The 14,617-nt window shown below is 73.2% G+C and carries 12 protein-coding genes; 5 read left to right on the forward strand and 7 right to left on the reverse strand.

Annotation, left to right across the window (positions count from 1 at the left end; all coding sequences use genetic code 11):
- Positions 1–39: 39 nt before the first annotated feature.
- The 4 genes from ACJ6WD_RS36120 to ACJ6WD_RS36135 all read right to left on the reverse strand — a co-directional run bounded on the left by ACJ6WD_RS36120 (position 40) and on the right by ACJ6WD_RS36135 (position 6,574).
- Positions 40–1,119, reverse strand: a complete 1,080-nt coding sequence (locus ACJ6WD_RS36120) for a cytochrome C3-like [NiFe] hydrogenase small subunit (protein ID WP_016573947.1) — start codon at positions 1,117–1,119, stop codon at positions 40–42.
- Between the two features lie 157 nt (positions 1,120–1,276).
- Positions 1,277–1,975 carry a DUF4232 domain-containing protein gene (locus tag ACJ6WD_RS36125; RefSeq protein WP_233661025.1) on the reverse strand — a complete coding sequence of 233 codons (699 nt, stop codon included), beginning with the start codon at positions 1,973–1,975 and terminating at the stop codon, positions 1,277–1,279.
- Between the two features lie 966 nt (positions 1,976–2,941).
- Positions 2,942–5,368, reverse strand: a complete 2,427-nt coding sequence (locus tag ACJ6WD_RS36130) for an MFS transporter (protein ID WP_407617352.1) — start codon at positions 5,366–5,368, stop codon at positions 2,942–2,944.
- A 504-nt stretch (positions 5,369–5,872) separates the two neighbouring features.
- Positions 5,873–6,574, reverse strand: a complete 702-nt coding sequence (locus ACJ6WD_RS36135; RefSeq protein ID WP_376445705.1) for a ScbR family autoregulator-binding transcription factor — start codon at positions 6,572–6,574, stop codon at positions 5,873–5,875.
- Between the two features lie 287 nt (positions 6,575–6,861).
- Here ACJ6WD_RS36135 and ACJ6WD_RS36140 point away from each other — a divergent pair, with 287 nt between their 5' ends.
- The gene (locus tag ACJ6WD_RS36140; protein WP_407617353.1) at positions 6,862–7,746 is read left to right on the forward strand and encodes a ScbA/BarX family gamma-butyrolactone biosynthesis protein; all 885 of its coding nucleotides are present in this window, start codon (positions 6,862–6,864) and stop codon (positions 7,744–7,746) included.
- A 186-nt stretch (positions 7,747–7,932) separates the two neighbouring features.
- Entirely contained in the window at positions 7,933–8,697 is a 765-nt protein-coding gene (locus tag ACJ6WD_RS36145) for an SDR family oxidoreductase (protein ID WP_376445711.1), read from the forward strand.
- 53 nt (positions 8,698–8,750) lie between these two features.
- Here ACJ6WD_RS36145 and ACJ6WD_RS36150 read toward each other — a convergent pair whose 3' ends face one another.
- The 3 genes from ACJ6WD_RS36150 to ACJ6WD_RS36160 form a co-directional block, all read right to left on the reverse strand.
- Positions 8,751–9,260: a methylated-DNA--[protein]-cysteine S-methyltransferase gene (locus tag ACJ6WD_RS36150; RefSeq protein ID WP_376558192.1), complete on the reverse strand. Its 510-nt coding sequence runs from the start codon at positions 9,258–9,260 to the stop codon at positions 8,751–8,753.
- Positions 9,257–10,726, reverse strand: coding sequence for an AlkA N-terminal domain-containing protein (locus ACJ6WD_RS36155; RefSeq protein ID WP_407617354.1), 1,470 nt, complete (start codon positions 10,724–10,726; stop codon positions 9,257–9,259). Before ACJ6WD_RS36155 ends, ACJ6WD_RS36150 begins: the two co-directional genes overlap by 4 nt.
- Positions 10,727–10,849: 123 nt before the next feature.
- On the reverse strand, positions 10,850–11,077 hold the full coding sequence (locus ACJ6WD_RS36160) for a hypothetical protein (protein WP_233661018.1): 228 nt from the start codon (positions 11,075–11,077) through the stop codon (positions 10,850–10,852).
- Positions 11,078–11,247: 170 nt separating this feature from the next.
- Between ACJ6WD_RS36160 and ACJ6WD_RS36165 the strand changes: the two genes are divergently transcribed.
- The 3 genes from ACJ6WD_RS36165 to ACJ6WD_RS36175 all read left to right on the forward strand — a co-directional run bounded on the left by ACJ6WD_RS36165 (position 11,248) and on the right by ACJ6WD_RS36175 (position 14,480).
- Complete coding sequence (locus ACJ6WD_RS36165; RefSeq protein ID WP_407617355.1) at positions 11,248–12,504, forward strand: cytochrome P450; 1,257 nt, start codon at positions 11,248–11,250, stop codon at positions 12,502–12,504.
- A gap of 159 nt (positions 12,505–12,663) precedes the next feature.
- Entirely contained in the window at positions 12,664–13,116 is a 453-nt protein-coding gene (locus ACJ6WD_RS36170) for a hypothetical protein (RefSeq protein ID WP_233661017.1), read from the forward strand.
- Between the two features lie 107 nt (positions 13,117–13,223).
- Positions 13,224–14,480, forward strand: coding sequence for a HAMP domain-containing protein (locus ACJ6WD_RS36175; protein ID WP_376580986.1), 1,257 nt, complete (start codon positions 13,224–13,226; stop codon positions 14,478–14,480).
- Positions 14,481–14,617: the final 137 nt, after the last annotated feature.

Here is a 14,617-nt window from a genome sequence, read left to right on the forward strand (position 1 = left end):
CGGTGTGGGGATCTGACGGAGCGTCGGGTAGGGGTGGGGTCACCAGGGCCGGCGGTAGCCGGTGGTCAGCTGCTCGCCGCGGTGCCGCCACTTGGGTTCGTGGTCCACGGTCCGGGCGGTGATGCCGCGCAGTCGGCGGACGACGTTGCCGTAGGCGGAACTGGCGGTGCTGGAGAGCTTGGCGCCGGGCGGCTCGTCCATGAACGGCATGAACTTGTCGGGGAAGCCGGGCATGGTGCAGGCGATGCAGACCCCGCCGACGTTGGGGCAGCCGCCGATGCCGTCCATCCAGCCCCGCTTGGGCACATTGCATTTGACCACGGGACCCCAGCAACCGATCTTCACCAGACACTTGGGCGAGTCGTAGGTCGTGGCGAACTGGCCCTGTTCGTAGTAACCGGCCCGGTCGCAGCCCTCGTGGACGGTCTCGCCGAAGAGCCAGGTGGGGCGCAGCTGGTCGTCCAGCGGGATCATCGGGGCCGCGCCGGCCGCCTGGTAGAGCAGGTAGACCAGGGTCTCGGAGAAGTTGTCCGGCTTGATCGGGCAGCCCGGCACGCACACGATCGGGATGCCGGCCTTGGACTTCCAGTCCCAGCCCAGGTAGTCGGGCACACCCATGGCGCCGGTCGGGTTGCCGGCCATGGCGTGGATGCCGCCGTAGGTGGCGCAGGTGCCGATGGCGACGACGGCGAGCGCCTTGGGGGCCAGCCGGTCGATCCACTCACTGGTGGTGATCGGCTGCCCGGTCTCCGGGTTGTCGCCGAAGCCGCACCAGTAACCCTCCGGCTTGATGGCTTCGTTGGGGATGGACCCCTCGACGACCAGCACGAACGGGTCGATCTCACCCCGCTCGCCCTTGAAGAACCACTCGATGAAGGTGTCCGCGCCCTGGGTGGGCCCGCACTCGAAGTCGATCAGTGGCCAGTGCACCTGGATCTTCGGCAGACCCGGCAGCACGCTCAGGGCGATCTCTTCGATGCTCGGTTGGGTCGCGGCGGTCAGCGCGACCGAGTCACCGTCGCAGCTCAGACCGGCGTTGATCCAGAGGATGTGGATCGGGGACTCTTCCTCGTCCTTCCGGGCGGACGGGGCGGTCGCGGTGGCAGGTGCGGCATCCATGGCGATGTGCCTCCTCGGGGAGGTGGGCAGCGGAAGCACTCGGCACGGCTTCCGTTCACCTTGGTAACACCGCCGGGGAGACGAGGAGAGCCGACGAGGGCCGTTCCGGTGACGCACCAGCACCGGAACGGCCCTCGGGCCCAGGGAGGGACTGCCGTCAGGACGGCACTCCCGCCTCCACCGTGGTGACGGTGAAGGTGCCGCCGCACACCCGCAGCCCGCTGCTGCCGGTGGTCATGGACTCCTTGGAGCCGGGCGGGTAGACGAACACGATCTGCGAGTTCTTCCAGCACGGGATGTCCGAGACGCCCTCGTTGACCGTGTGCAGCACCGCGTGCGCGCTCTGTCCGGGCTGCAGCCGCACGCTGCCGCCGGCGCCGCCCTCGCGGGAGGCCGGCGTGCCGACCGACGAACCGTCGCGCTGGATCAGCGAGACGCCCGGGAAGCCGCGCAGCGAGCACGCCTTCTTGCCCTTGTTGGTGAAGACCAGCGGCACCCGGATGTTGCCCGCGCCGATGTCGGTGCGGCCCATGTGCAGCGACATGTTCGCGGCGGTGCAGCGGTCCGGGTCGGTCATGCCCGAGGGGTTGGCCTTGCTCGCGTTGGGGACCCCGGGGGAGCCGGCGGTGGGCTTGGCCACGCCGGAGGGCCGGGCGCCGTTGCCGGCGGACTGCGCACTGCCACCGGCCGACGGCGCACCGTTCGCGCTGGACGTGGCGGGCGCCGCGGCCGAGGAGGACTTCGACGCGCCGTCCGTGCCGTTCTGGCAGGCGGAGAGCGTCAGCGCGGTGACGGCGATCAGCGATCCGGCGGCGACACGGCGGCCGCGGCCGAGGGTCTTGAAGGTGAGCGACATGAGTCCCCCTCGTCTGGGGTTGGTGGGTACCCTCGTATCAGTGGGTGCGTACGGTCCGTCCGTTGCTCTTCCAGCGTGCTCCCGGGCACTGCTGGTCCGCTAACGAGGCACTAACACCCCGCTAACGAGGCCGCACGCCCGGCTCGACGCTGCTCCGGCGCCCGGTGTGACCAGGTGGAACTCCGGTGCGCCGCCCAGGCTCGCAGAAATCCGCGCGGTTGCGGGCGCGGCACTACGAGGTTCGGCCGTTTCAGCCTTCCTGCTCACGGGCCTCAGAAAACCCATGAATTCCCAGGCGCCCCACCTCGCGGTCCCATGCCCCTGGTAAGTGCGCAGGGCCGATCCCCGAGCGCCGGTGCCGAGGGAGTCGCTGCGCGCTCGGGGCGGACCGGGGGTCCGCACTCGACCGAAATCCCACCATAGGGTGTGGACGAGACGCTCTCCTTGACGCCGGGGTTGCACGGCGACGGCGCTTTCCGGCCACGGGCCACCGGTCACCCGGCCGCGCTACCTTGGCGCCGCGCCGTCCGCACCTGACGGCGTTTCCGGACCGGCCCCCTGCGGTGGCACTCCTCCGCTCCGCCCGATGACGGCCGGGCGCGCGGGAGTGGCGCGGGCCGACACCGGGGGCCGGGGCGGAGGCGGCGCGGAGGGGTCGAGCGCGAAGGTGGCGGGGCAGCGGCCCGGGCGTAGGCGCGGAGGCCCGCCTGGGGATTACGCGCGCGGGCCGACGGTTGCCGCGGGGCGACGCCCGCCGGGCGGAGCCTCACCGCCGAGGGCCGGCCCTCACCCCCTCCCGGGCGGGGTCTTCAACCTCTCAACTGGCGTATGAAAAAGCGGAGTTGACGACTCCCCGCCCATGACAGGCAGGCTCCCCCGGCCGCCGGTCCGGGACGACGCCCCGTCGGCCGCGGCGGGCGGGGCCGACGGGGAGGGTCGTCGCGGTGGGGGCGTCGCGGTGGGGCGTCAGCGCCCGCCGGCGGCACCCGGTTGGGCCAAGTCGAGGTCCAGTCGCTCGTCGGCGCCGCCGGTCAGGGATATGGGCTCCGCGTGCGGCGGATACCCGGCCGCCGACAGCGTGTACTGACGGCCCTTCAGGTCTGCGAAGGCGTAGGCGCCGTCCGCGCCGGTGACGGTGTGGCCGGTGACCGTGCCGTCCTCCAGCAGCGTCACGGCGGCATCCGCCAACGGCCGTCCGTCGGGCCCGCGGACGGTACCGCGCACCGTGGCGGTCGGCCGCAACCGCACGTCCTGGCTGCCCGGCCGGTTCGGGGAGTCCGCCCCGTCACCGCCGGTCAACTGCACCGCACGGGCCTCCGGCTGGTGCCCCGCGGCGCTGAGGACGAGCGTGTAGTCACCGTCCGGCAGCTGGCCCACCTCCCAGTGCCCGTCGGCGTCGGTCGACGTGCAGGTCACCACGTCGCCCCGGCCGTCGGTGACCACCACGCCGGCGCCGGTCAGCGCCGCGCCGTCCGGACCGCCCCGCAGGGTGCCGCGGAGCCGGCTGCCGGTGGGCACCAGGGCCAGTCGCACCTCGGCGACCGTGCCCTCGCCGAGGTGCGTGGCCGAGGCGGCCTGCGGGGTGTGGCCCGGGGCGGCGCCGGTGAGGACGTACGTGCCGGCGGTCGGGGCGGCCAGTGCATAGCTGCCGTCGGCCGCGGCCGTGGTGACCCCGGCCTGCTGCCCGTGCCGGTCGATCAACGTGACCGTGGCGCCCGCGACCGGCCCACCCGCGGAATCGACGACCCGCCCGCGGAAGCCCGCACCGATCTCCCCGGCCGCTTCGGTCTGCTCCGCGACCGGCGCCCCGGCCGCGCTCGGCTCCTCGGACGCGACCGCACCCGGGGAAGGAGCCGTCGGCCGGACCGCCGTCGACTCCTGGCCGGCGGCCGGCGCGCCCTCCGCGCTCTGCGCCACCCGCGTGCCGGTCGCCTTCCGCTGGGACGGCAGGAAGGCCGCCACCACCACGCCGAGCACGACCGCGGCCGTGGCGATCAGGAACGAGACCCGGAACCCGGCCATCGTCGGCACCGCCACCGGCCCCAGCGGCTCGGACATGTGGGCCAGCACCATGCCGATCACGGCGCTGGACACGGAGGTGCCGATCGAACGCATCAGGGTGTTCAGGCCGTTGGCCGCGCCGGTCTCGGACGGGTCGACGGCCCCGATGATCAGCGCCGGCAGCGAGGAGTACGCCAGGCCGATGCCCGCGCCGACCACCACCGCGATGATCACGGTCTGCCAGGGGGCCTGCATCAGGCCGATCCCGCCGCCGTAGCCGATGCCGATGATCAGCATGCCGAGCAACAGCGAGACCTTGGGGCCGCGGCGGGCCGCGATCCGGGCGTACACCGGCGCCACGACCATCATCGTCAGCCCCAGCGGTGCCACGCACAGCCCGGCGACCACCATCGACTGACCGAGGCCGTAACCGGTCGACTTGGGCAGTTGGAGCAGTTGCGGCAGCACCAGCGAGATCGCGTAGAACGCCACTCCGACGGTGATGGACGCGAGGTTGGTGAGCAGCACCTCGCGCCGGGCGCTGGTGCGCAGGTCGACCAGCGGATCGGCGATCCGCAGCTCCATCACGCCCCACAGGACGAGGATCACCAGGGCGACCCCGAACAGGACGAGGGTGCGCGTCGATGCCCAACCCCAGTCACTGCCCTTGGTGATCGGCAGCAGGAGGGCGACGAGTCCGGCGGACAGGCCGACGGCGCCGGCGATGTCGAAGCGTCCGGGCGCCCGCACCGAGGTCTCCGGAACGGCGAAGAGGGTGAGCAGCATCGACAGCACGCCGAGCCCGGCGGCGGCGAAGAACAGCGTGTGCCAGTCGGCGTGTTGGGCGATCAACGCCGCCACGGGCAGCGCCAGACCACCGCCGACGCCGATCGAGGAGCTCATCAGGGCCATGGCCGAGCCGAGCCGCTCCCGAGGCAGTTCGTCACGCATCAGCCCGATGCCGAGGGGTATCGCGCCCATCGCGAAGCCCTGGAGCGCCCGGCCGACGATCATGATGAGCAACTGGCTGGTGAATCCGCAGATCAGGGAGCCGATGACCATGACGGCCAGGCTCGCCAGCAGCATCCGGCGCTTGCCGTAGAGGTCACCGAGGCGCCCCATGATGGGGGTGGCGACGGCCCCGGCGAGGAGGGTGGCCGTCATGACCCAGGTGGCGTTGCTGGAGGCGGTGCCGAGCAGCGTCGGCAGGTCCTTGATGACCGGCACCAGCAGCGTCTGCATCACCGCGACGACGATGCCGGCGAAGGCGAGGACAGGGACGAGGCCGGCGCGCGCTCTGCGGTGCCCGCTCGCGGGGAGCGGGGCGGGCGGCGGTCCGGCGGCGGAGTCCGCCGTCCTCACGGGAAGCTGGTCGGTCGTCGTCTGGGTCATGCGGGCGGCCTCCAGGGCGGCAGGAGCAAGCGAAAGGGTGCGCCGTGCGCTGCGGTGCGCGCTACGCGGGCAGGGGAATACACCCCCTGATACGTGCATGACGAACGTTTCAACGCAAGGGGCTATTCCAGGCCAGCGGGCCGTCTCGCACCCTGGGCAGTGATCTCCCTCACGCCCCTCGGACATCGCCCCGGTCTGCGCCAACTGCCGTACGCGGCAGGGCCGGTCGTCCCCCGCGACTCCAGAGCCGTACCGGCCCGTGCGTCCCTCGATCCGCGCCCGCCTCCGCTCACCGCCCCAGCCATCGGCTCTCCCCCGGCCTCGTCACTGACACTGGATCCAGTGAAGCGCACGCCACTGACATTCATCCGGCCGGGGGGATCAGAAACGGGTCAAGGATGGAGCGTTCCGCTCGACGTCACGCCGGGACAGAAGGGACTTTCCGGCCCAGCGGCGGAACTTCCGCCCTTGGATCTGCTGCGGGGCGACGGGCCACCGCTTGCGTCACGGCGCCACGTCCAACAGGTTCGACCCCGCCTCGCCAAGGTGCTCTTCGTCCTCCAGAACGGCGTGGCGCTGGAGTTCCGCGTCGAGCTGCTTCCCCCGCTCCGGATCGACTCGGAGCTTGGCGAGTATGGCGGGCACGGCGATGGTGGGAAGGGTGTGCTCGAAGAAGACGGTGAGCCGTTGACTCAGGTCGTTCTGGTCGGTGAACGCTTTCGACATCATCTGAAGCCCGGCGAAGGCGCCGACGAACAACTCGGCGGCGTCCCGTACGTTGACGCTGCCCATCACCTCGCCCCGCGCCTTGGCTTCCTTCAGGAGCCCTTCGACGAAGGACGACCACGCCGACATCGACTGCTTGCGGTCAAGGTGGCTCGAGCTCTGCTCGATGGCGAGACGGGCGGCACCACGCTGGATCGCGTCGTGGCGGAGCCGGTAGGCCAGGATCTGCCCGGCGTCCACGAACTCCTGCAGTTTGATCGCCTGCGGCCGTACGGCGATGTCCAGCACCTGTTCGTGAAGCACCGCGAGGGCAAGATCCTCTTTGGAGGGGAAGTGGAAATACAGGGCACCCTTGGTCACGCCCGCGCGCGTGAGGATCTCCGCGATGGTCGCGCGGTCGAAGCCGAACTCGTCGAAGACCGACGCAGCGGCTTCCAAGATCACTCGCCGAGTCCTGATCGCGCGGTCCTGACGTGCCACAGAACGCCTCCCGTCCCTCAAAGGCCTGAGCCTCTCAGCAATTCGCTACGCCCTAAGTCTCCTCCAGATTCACAGCTGCTCCGCACCTCGACATCGGCATTGAAAAGAAAACCGGATGGTACGTATCTTAACCGTTGTCCGGAAGTCCTCTGTATTGATGCCTAGGGGCGGTCATGAGCGACACGTTGCAGGTCAGCGCCACAGATCGGCCTACGACCCGACGTCACACGCAGCCCGCGCGGAGTCGACCCGCTGCGGTCTGCTCGGAGCGCGGCGGAAACCTCGCCGTGCCCGGTGCGTTCGTGCACCGCCCGCACGCCGAGGACATCCTCATCGCGTCGTGGCGGCGGGTCGACGAGAACCATTTCACCGTCGATGCCCGGTGGCCCCATGATCACCCGTACTTCGTCCCGAGCCACGGCCGGCACCACGTCATGCTCGCCGGCGAAACCATCCGCCAGGCAGGTCTGCTGCTGTCGCACGCCGAGTTCGGCGTACCGCTCGGCCATCACTTCATCCTCGACGACCTCGTCTACACGACGGACCCGCAACACCATGTCCTTGGGGACGCACCGACCCGACTGACCATCGACGTCCTCTGCCGGAGGACCCGCGTGCGGGCAGGCGTACTGGCCAGCAGCCGATTCGACATGACGCTCCGCGCCGGGGGGCGCATCGTCGCCACCGGTCACTCCAGCGTGAACGTCACTACACCCGCGGTCTACCGCCGACTCCGGGGCCAACGCCTCGCTGCCCGCCGCGCCACGGGCCCGGCCGGCCCTTCGGTGGCCCCGGAGTTGACCGGAAGCGTCACCGAGCACGACGTGCTGCTCTCCCCCACCGACCGGTTCGGCACGTGGCTGCTGCGGATCGCGCCCGGACACGCCACGGTCGTCAACCCCGAGAACGATCACATCCCCGGGCTGTCACTCCTCGATGCGGCGCAGCAGGCCGCCCGCGCACTGATCGCGCCCGAGTCGTTCGTCCCGTATGCCTTCGGCACGGAGTTCCGTCGCTATGCGGAGCACGGCATCCCCTGCCTGATCGAAGCGCGCCGGACCCCGTGCGCGATTCCCGGCACCACCACGGTGGAAGTCACCGGCTCCCAACACGGCGAACCGGTCTTCGTCTCGACCCTGACCGCACTGGACATGTGCCGGTCCCCCCTCTGAGTCCGCACGGCTCACATCCGATTTCACGAGCCGCAGGGGCTCGTGCCGTGTGCGGGCGAGCGTCGGGCCGGACCCGGGCGGCCGCACCATGCCGGTTGACCCGCCGGACGGCCCGACGTGCCCGCGCATCCACCGATCACGGTGACAACGAACCGCGCTCAGCACTACGGAAGGCCGACAACCACCATGGGTGACCTCTACGGAAAGACCGCGCTGGTAACGGGATCCAGCCGCGGCATCGGCCGGGGCATCGCGCAGCGCCTCGCCCAGGACGGAGCGCTGGTCGCCGTCCACTACGGGACCAATGACATCGCGGCCAAGGAGACCGTCGAGAGCATCCAGGAGGCCGGCGGGCGGGCGTTCTCGATCGCCGCCGAATTGGGCGTCCCGGGCGACGCTGAGGCGCTGTTCGCCGCCTTCGACGCCGAACTGTCCGCGGCCGGCGCGGAACCGGGCCTGGACGTCCTCGTCAACAACGCCGCGATCAGCCTGCCCGGCCACATCGACGCCGTGACACCGGAGGAGTTCGACCGGACCATCGCGGTCAACACCAAGGCCCCGTTCTTCCTGATCCAGCACGGTCTGCGGCGCATGCGGGACGGCGGGCGGATCGTGAACGTCTCGTCCGCGGTGACGAGCACGGCCTTCCCCTCGACGATCGCCTACGGGGTCTCCAAGGGCGCGATCGACACCCTCACCCGCACCCTCGCCAAGGACGTCGGTGACCGCGGCATCACGGTGAACACCGTGGCACCCGGTTTCATAGAAACCGACATGAACGCCGCCATGCGGGCAACTCCCGAAGCGCACGCGGCACTTGCCGCCATCTCGGTGTTCAACCGGCTGGGCAGGCCCACCGACATCGCCGACGTCGTAGCCTTCCTCGCCTCCGACGACTCCCGTTGGATCACCGGCCAGCGCATCGACGTGACCGGCGGGTCGATGCTGTGACGGTCGGGCCCGGGTGCTCCGACCCCCGTCCGGAGCGCCCGGGCCGCGCCGTCTCAGGCGGCGTCCGCTGCCGCGCCTTCCAGGTCCAGCAGCAGCCGCTTGCGCGCCAGGCCGCCCGCGTATCCGGTGAGCGAGCCGTCGGCGCCGATGACGCGGTGGCAGGGGCGGACCACCAGGAGCGGGTTGGCGCCGATGGCCGTCCCGATGGCGCGGACGGCGCCGCGCGGGGCACCGATGGCGGTGGCGATCGCGCCGTAGGTGGTGGTCGTGCCGCGCGGGACGGCCTCCAGCGCCGTCCAGACGCGCTGTTGGAACTCGGTGCCGCCAGGGACGCACTCGACGGTGAACGGTGCCGTCGCGCCGTCGAAGTACGCGCGGAGCTGGCTCGCGATCTCGGCGAACGCGGCCGGGTCGTGGGTCCAGCCCTCCTGGACGACCGCCCCGCGCTTCTGGTCCGGGACCGAGAGCGAGGCCAGTGCGGTGCCGCCGGGCGCGGTGGCCGATCGCTCGCCCACCAGCAGGAGTTCGCCCAGGGGGCTGTCGAGGGTGGCGTACAGGGTCATGCGTCGATCCGTTCTTCCTGGGTCGAGTGCCGGGCCGGGGCGCCGGCGGGGTCGGTCGCGTGGAGGTAGTGGGTGGCGTAGGAGCGCCAGGGGCTCCAGAGTGCCGGAGTGGTGCCCAAAGGCGGTGTGCCGAGGAGGACGTCGGGGTCGCCCAGGGCCCGCATCCGCACGTAACCGGCGGTCCACGGGCCGATGCCCGGCAGTGCGCGCAGGGCGCGTTCGGCCCGGTCGCGGTCGGTGCCGGCGTCCAGGACGACGTCCCGGGCGGCGAGCGCCGCGGCGAGGGCCCGCAGTGCGGTGGCCCGCGACGGGGACGGGGCGAGTCCGGCGAGCGGGGCCCGGGCCAGTTCCGCGGCCCGCGGGAACAGGTGGGTGAGGCCGCCGACGGGGCGCGGCAGCGGCTCCCCGTAGCCGGCGACCAGGCGTTCGCCCAGGTCCCGGCCGGCGGCCGGTCCGGTCCGGCGGGCGAGGACGGCCCGCACCGCCAGTTCGACCGGGTCCACGGTGCCCGGGGAGCGCAGTCCGGGGGAACGGGCGACCAGCGGGGCCAGCGCGGGATCCGCACCGAGCCGTTCGCCGACCGCGTACGGGTCGGCGTCGAGGTCGAAGAGGCGGCGGACGCGCTGGGTGGCGGTGGTGAGGTCGCGCAGTTCGGCGAGGTGGAGGCGGCAGTCCAGCCAGCCGTCGCCGATGGCCTCGTCGACCTCCATGATGCCGGTGCCGTTCGGCAGCCGCAGGGTCCGCCGGTAGGTGCGGCGCCCGGGCGCCCCGGTGACCTCCTCGATCCCGCCGAGCGCCTGCGCCTGCAGCTGGTCGAAGACCTGCCGGGCCGCGTACGGGCCGCGGAACGCCAGTCGCAGCGGCAGTACGCCGGGCGTGCCGGACGGGGGCGTCGGGCCGCTACGGGCGCCGGGGCGGACCGCCCGCAGCCCGCTCGGGGTGAGGGCGTAGACCTCCTTGATGGTGTCGTTGAACTGCCGGACGCTGGCGAAGCCGGCGGCGAAGGCGATCTCGGCGATCGGCAGGCCGGTGGTCTGCAACAGGACCCGTGCGGTGTGCGCGCGCTGGGCCCGGGCCAGTGCGGTGGGCCCGGCGCCGAGTTCGGCGGTCAGTTGCCGTTGGAGTTGCCGGGCGCTGTAGCCGAGCCGGGAGGCCAGCCCGGCGACGCCCTCCCGGTCGACCACGCCGTCGCCGATCAACCGCACCGCCCGTCCCACGACGTCGGCCCGGGCGTTCCACTCGGCCGAGCCGGGGACCGCGTCGGGGCGGCACCGCCGGCAGGCCCGGTAGCCGGAGCCCTGGGCCGCCGCGGCGGTCGGGAAGAAGGTGACGTTGCGCCGCCGCGGGGTGGTGGCGGGGCAGCTCGGCCGGCAGTAGATCCCGGTGGTGGACACCGCGAAGAAGAACGCCCCGTCGAACCTGGCGTCCCGGCTCCGCACCGCCTCGTACCTGCTGTCCTCGCTCATCACACCCCCCACTGTGCGCCATCCCGCGCCCGCGCTCTGGCGGAAATCGGACATGGCGTCCGGTGCGGTGGGTGCCTCGGTGGTCGGCGGACCGTGCCCGCTCCACCGGCCGGGGCGGGGCCGTCACGCCGGCGGCATCGGCCAGTCGTCCAGGGAGCCGCCGCGCCACTCGACCAGGCGGGGGTCGTCCAGCGAGACGTCGTGCGCCGGATCGGCGACGCCCGCGCGGCGCAGGAACTCCGCGACGTCGCCGCGGCCGTGGGCCAGGCCGACGATCTGCCCGTGCACGGTCACCCGGCGTCCCCCGGACGGGGTCGGTGGGTGCACGATGACAGGCGGATGCTCGGACATGCCTCCAGCGTGCGCCGGGCTCCGCGCGCTCGCACGTCGGCGGCGTGATCTCACCCGGATGGTTGGGATCCCGGCCGGGCGGCACCGCCGGCGCCGGTGCGGGCGTGGTCCCGGGCCGGCCCGGGACGGCGGGCGCGGCCCCCACCCGCGAGCGAGAGCCGAGGACGCCAGTGAACGACCCCATGGAATCCGCCGAGTTCTCCCGGGATCCGTATCCGCTGCTCGCCGCGCTCCGGGCGCGCGGCCCGGTGCAGCGGGTGCGGACCGGGAAGGACCGCACGACGTGGGTGGTGACCGGTTGGGCCGAGGCGCGCGCGGCGCTGGCCGACCGACGGCTGTCGAAGGACACCGCCCGCTATTTCGCCAACCGGCCCTCCGGGCGCGATCTGGCACCGGCCGTCAGCCAGAGCATGCTGGCCACCGATCCCCCGGACCACGGCCGGCTGCGGAAGCTGGCCGTGGCGGCCTTCACCCCGGCGGCGGTGGGCCGGCTGGAGCCGCGGATCCGGGAGATCGCGGAGGGGCTGGCCGCGGAGCTGGGGCGGTCGGCGGGGGCGGCCGGCGGTCCGGTCGATCTGGTGGAGGGGTTCGCGGTGCCGCTGCCGATCGCGGTGATCTGCGAGCTGCTGGCGGTGCCGGAGGCGGACCGGGCCGCGGTGCGCCGGTGGTCCGACGACCTGTTCGCGGCGGCGGACCCGGACACCGCCGACCGGGCCTCGCACTCCCTGGCCGGGTACGTGGCGGAGCTGATCGCGGCCCGGCGCGCGGCGCCCGGGGACGATGTGCTCAGTGCGCTGATCGCCGCCCGGGACGCCGGCGACCGGTTGTCCGAGCGTGAACTCGTCTCGCTGGCCGTGCTGTTGGTGGTCGCCGGGCACGAGACCACGACGCACCTGATCGGCAACGGGACGCTGGCCCTGCTCCGTGACGACGCGCTGCACGCCCGTCTGCGGGACGATCCGGGGCTGCTGCCGGCCGCGGTGGAGGAGTTCCTGCGGTACGAGGCGCCGGTGACGCTGGCGACCTTCCGCTACGCCACCGAGGCGTTCGACCTCGGCGGGGTCCGGATCGGAGCGGGGGACGTGGTGCTGGTCTCCCCGGGTGGCGCCAATCGCGATCCGGCGCGGTTCGACGAGCCGGACGCCGTGCGGCTGGCCCGGTCGGGCGCGGGCGGGCACCTGTCGTTCGGGCACGGTCCGCACCACTGCCTGGGGGCACCGCTGGCCCGCGCCGAGGCGCGGATCGCGTTCGAGGTCCTGCTCGCGCGGTTCCCCGGACTGCGGCTGGCAGCGGGCGGGGGCCAGGGTGCCGGGGGTTCCGACGGCGCGGACGGGGTCACGTGGCGGCGCACGCGGTTGATGCGCGGACCGGCCCAACTGCCGGTGCTCCTGGGGCCGTTGCGGGAGGCGCCGGAGGGTCGGGGCTGACCGCTCCCGCGGAGGCGGGCGGGGCGGATGCCCCTTGTACGCACCCCACCCATTCTCGTGCCCTATGAATCGATTTGGTCGAAAAAAGCGGAATGTATGATGCTGGCGACCTCCAGGGTTACCCCTGGTCCGCCGACCCGTCCGACCGAGAGGGTGCCCGTGGGCAAGCCGAAGCCGATGCGTCCGGCGCCCGCGCTGGCGCTGGTCGTCGCGCTCACGGCGGTGGCGGGGTGCGGGGAGGTCGCCCCGCTGCGGGTGGAGGGCGCGGCTCCGCAGTCCGGTGCCACCCACGGGCCGGTGTACGTCGCGGACGCCATGGGCCAGCCCCTGGGGCGGCCGGCGCACTTCGCGCTCACCGAACACGCCTCGCTGTCCAGCTTGAGCTGGCGCGGCTGGGGCGGTCCCCAGGCCGTCGCCAACGGCCGGGTCGGCGGTATGTGGTGCCTGCCCGGCTGTGCGTCGTCCGGCTACCCGGCCACGGTGGAACTGTCCGGGCTGGAGCACCACGAGCGGGTCTCCTACTACACCCGCGCCACGGTCCGGTCCGCGGACCTGCCGCCCGACCGGGCGCGCGAGTTGCGCGACGTCCCCCTGCCCGTCCCCGCACCGTGAGCAGCCGCGCCATGAACGCCGTCCCGGCGTTCCCGCCGCTCTCGCCGCGCCACGGGCGCGAGGACCTGGCCACCCGCCCCCGCGGGTGCCCGACCGCGGGCTGAACCATGGGGCTGCGTACCAAGACCGCGCTGGTCATCGCCCTGACGACCGCACTGGCCGCCACCGTCATCGGGTTCCTGGTCCACCACCGCACCGCGGAGAACCAGCAGCAGAACGCCCGGACCGCGGTGGACGACCTGCTGGTCGAGGCCCTGCACGACGTGGCCTCCGGCACCGGCGGCAGCGCCCTGGTCGATCCGCCGGAGCTGCCCGCGGCCCTGCGGCGGGCCGTCACCGAACGCCCGGTGCGGGCCACCTACTTGAGCGCGCCCGGCGGCGCCGACGGACCGGTGATGTGGGCCGCCGCCCGCCAGGGTGACGAGGTCATCGCCGTCCGCCGCTCCTACGCCCCGCAGGCCCGGGCGCTGGCCGACCTCGACCGGGTGCTGCTGGGATCGGGGATGGCCACCACGGTGCTGGGCTGCGTACTGGGCGGCGGGGCGGCGGCCGTCATCGGGCGCCGGATCGGGGCGTCCGCCAAGGCGGCGCGGCAGATCGCCGACGGTGACCTCACCGCCCGGGTCCAGCGGGCCGGCAAGGACGAGATCGGGCAGTTGGGCGCCGCCGTGAACACCATGGCGGACGCCCTCAACGACCGTCTGGAGGCCGAGCGGCGGGTCACCGCGGACATCGCGCACGAGCTGCGCACCCCCGTCGCCGGGCTGGTCACCGCCACCGGCCTGCTGCCCCCGGGCCGGCCCACCGAGCTGGTCACCACGTCCGTCACGGCCCTGCGCGACCTGGTGGAGGACGTGTTGGAGGTGGCGCGCCTGGACGTCCCCGGCGTCGAGCAGGCGGACTGCGCGGACGTCCTGGTGAGCGCGCTCGCCGAACGGGCCGTGCGGCGGACGGGGAAGGACGCGGAGGTCCGGGTCGTTCGGGACGGCACCGTGCGGACCGATCCCCGTCGGGTCGAGCGGATCATCGCGAACCTGGTTTCCAACGCCCACCGGCACGCGGCGCCGCCGGTGGTGGTCGAGGTGGCGGGACCGGTCGTCGGCGTCCGGGACCACGGCCCCGGTTTTCCGGACGCGCTCCTCAGCGAGGGCCCGCGGCGGTTCCGCACCGGCGCCCGCCGGGGATTGGGCCTGGGCCTGACCATCGTCGTCGGTCAGGCGCGGGTGCTGGGGGCGTGCGTGCGCTTCGAGAACCTGCCCGGTGGCGGCGCCCGGGCGACCCTCGACCTCGGCTCGGCCGCCGGGGCCGCGTCCTCGTCGGCCGGCGACGAGGACGCGGCAGGAAACGGCGAACCGGCGCCCTGACCGCAGTGCGGCGGTCACGGCGCCGGTTGTCCGGTGCCGGTCGCGGTCCGGGACCGCTACCGGGTCTCAGCCCTTGAGGTCGTAACCGGAGAGGCGTTCCACGCCGCGCAGGAGGGCGGAGTGGTCCAGGCCGCCGT

The organism is Streptomyces sp. VTCC 41912 (assembly GCF_045799175.1).
Taxonomy (GTDB): domain Bacteria; phylum Actinomycetota; class Actinomycetes; order Streptomycetales; family Streptomycetaceae; genus Streptomyces; species Streptomyces albulus_C.

What these genes read in the sequence shown, in the direction of transcription:
- ACJ6WD_RS36120 (WP_016573947.1), bottom strand. Translation starts at nt 1,119, where the DNA reads ATGGATGCCGCACCTGCCACCGCGACCGCCCCGTCCGCCCGGAAGGAC.
- ACJ6WD_RS36125 (WP_233661025.1), bottom strand. Translation starts at nt 1,975, where the DNA reads ATGTCGCTCACCTTCAAGACCCTCGGCCGCGGCCGCCGTGTCGCCGCC.
- ACJ6WD_RS36130 (WP_407617352.1), bottom strand. Translation starts at nt 5,368, where the DNA reads ATGACCCAGACGACGACCGACCAGCTTCCCGTGAGGACGGCGGACTCC.
- ACJ6WD_RS36145 (WP_376445711.1), top strand. Translation starts at nt 7,933, where the DNA reads ATGGGTGACCTCTACGGAAAGACCGCGCTGGTAACGGGATCCAGCCGC.
- ACJ6WD_RS36150 (WP_376558192.1), bottom strand. Translation starts at nt 9,260, where the DNA reads ATGACCCTGTACGCCACCCTCGACAGCCCCCTGGGCGAACTCCTGCTG.
- ACJ6WD_RS36155 (WP_407617354.1), bottom strand. Translation starts at nt 10,726, where the DNA reads ATGAGCGAGGACAGCAGGTACGAGGCGGTGCGGAGCCGGGACGCCAGG.
- ACJ6WD_RS36160 (WP_233661018.1), bottom strand. Translation starts at nt 11,077, where the DNA reads ATGTCCGAGCATCCGCCTGTCATCGTGCACCCACCGACCCCGTCCGGG.
- ACJ6WD_RS36175 (WP_376580986.1), top strand. Translation starts at nt 13,224, where the DNA reads ATGGGGCTGCGTACCAAGACCGCGCTGGTCATCGCCCTGACGACCGCA.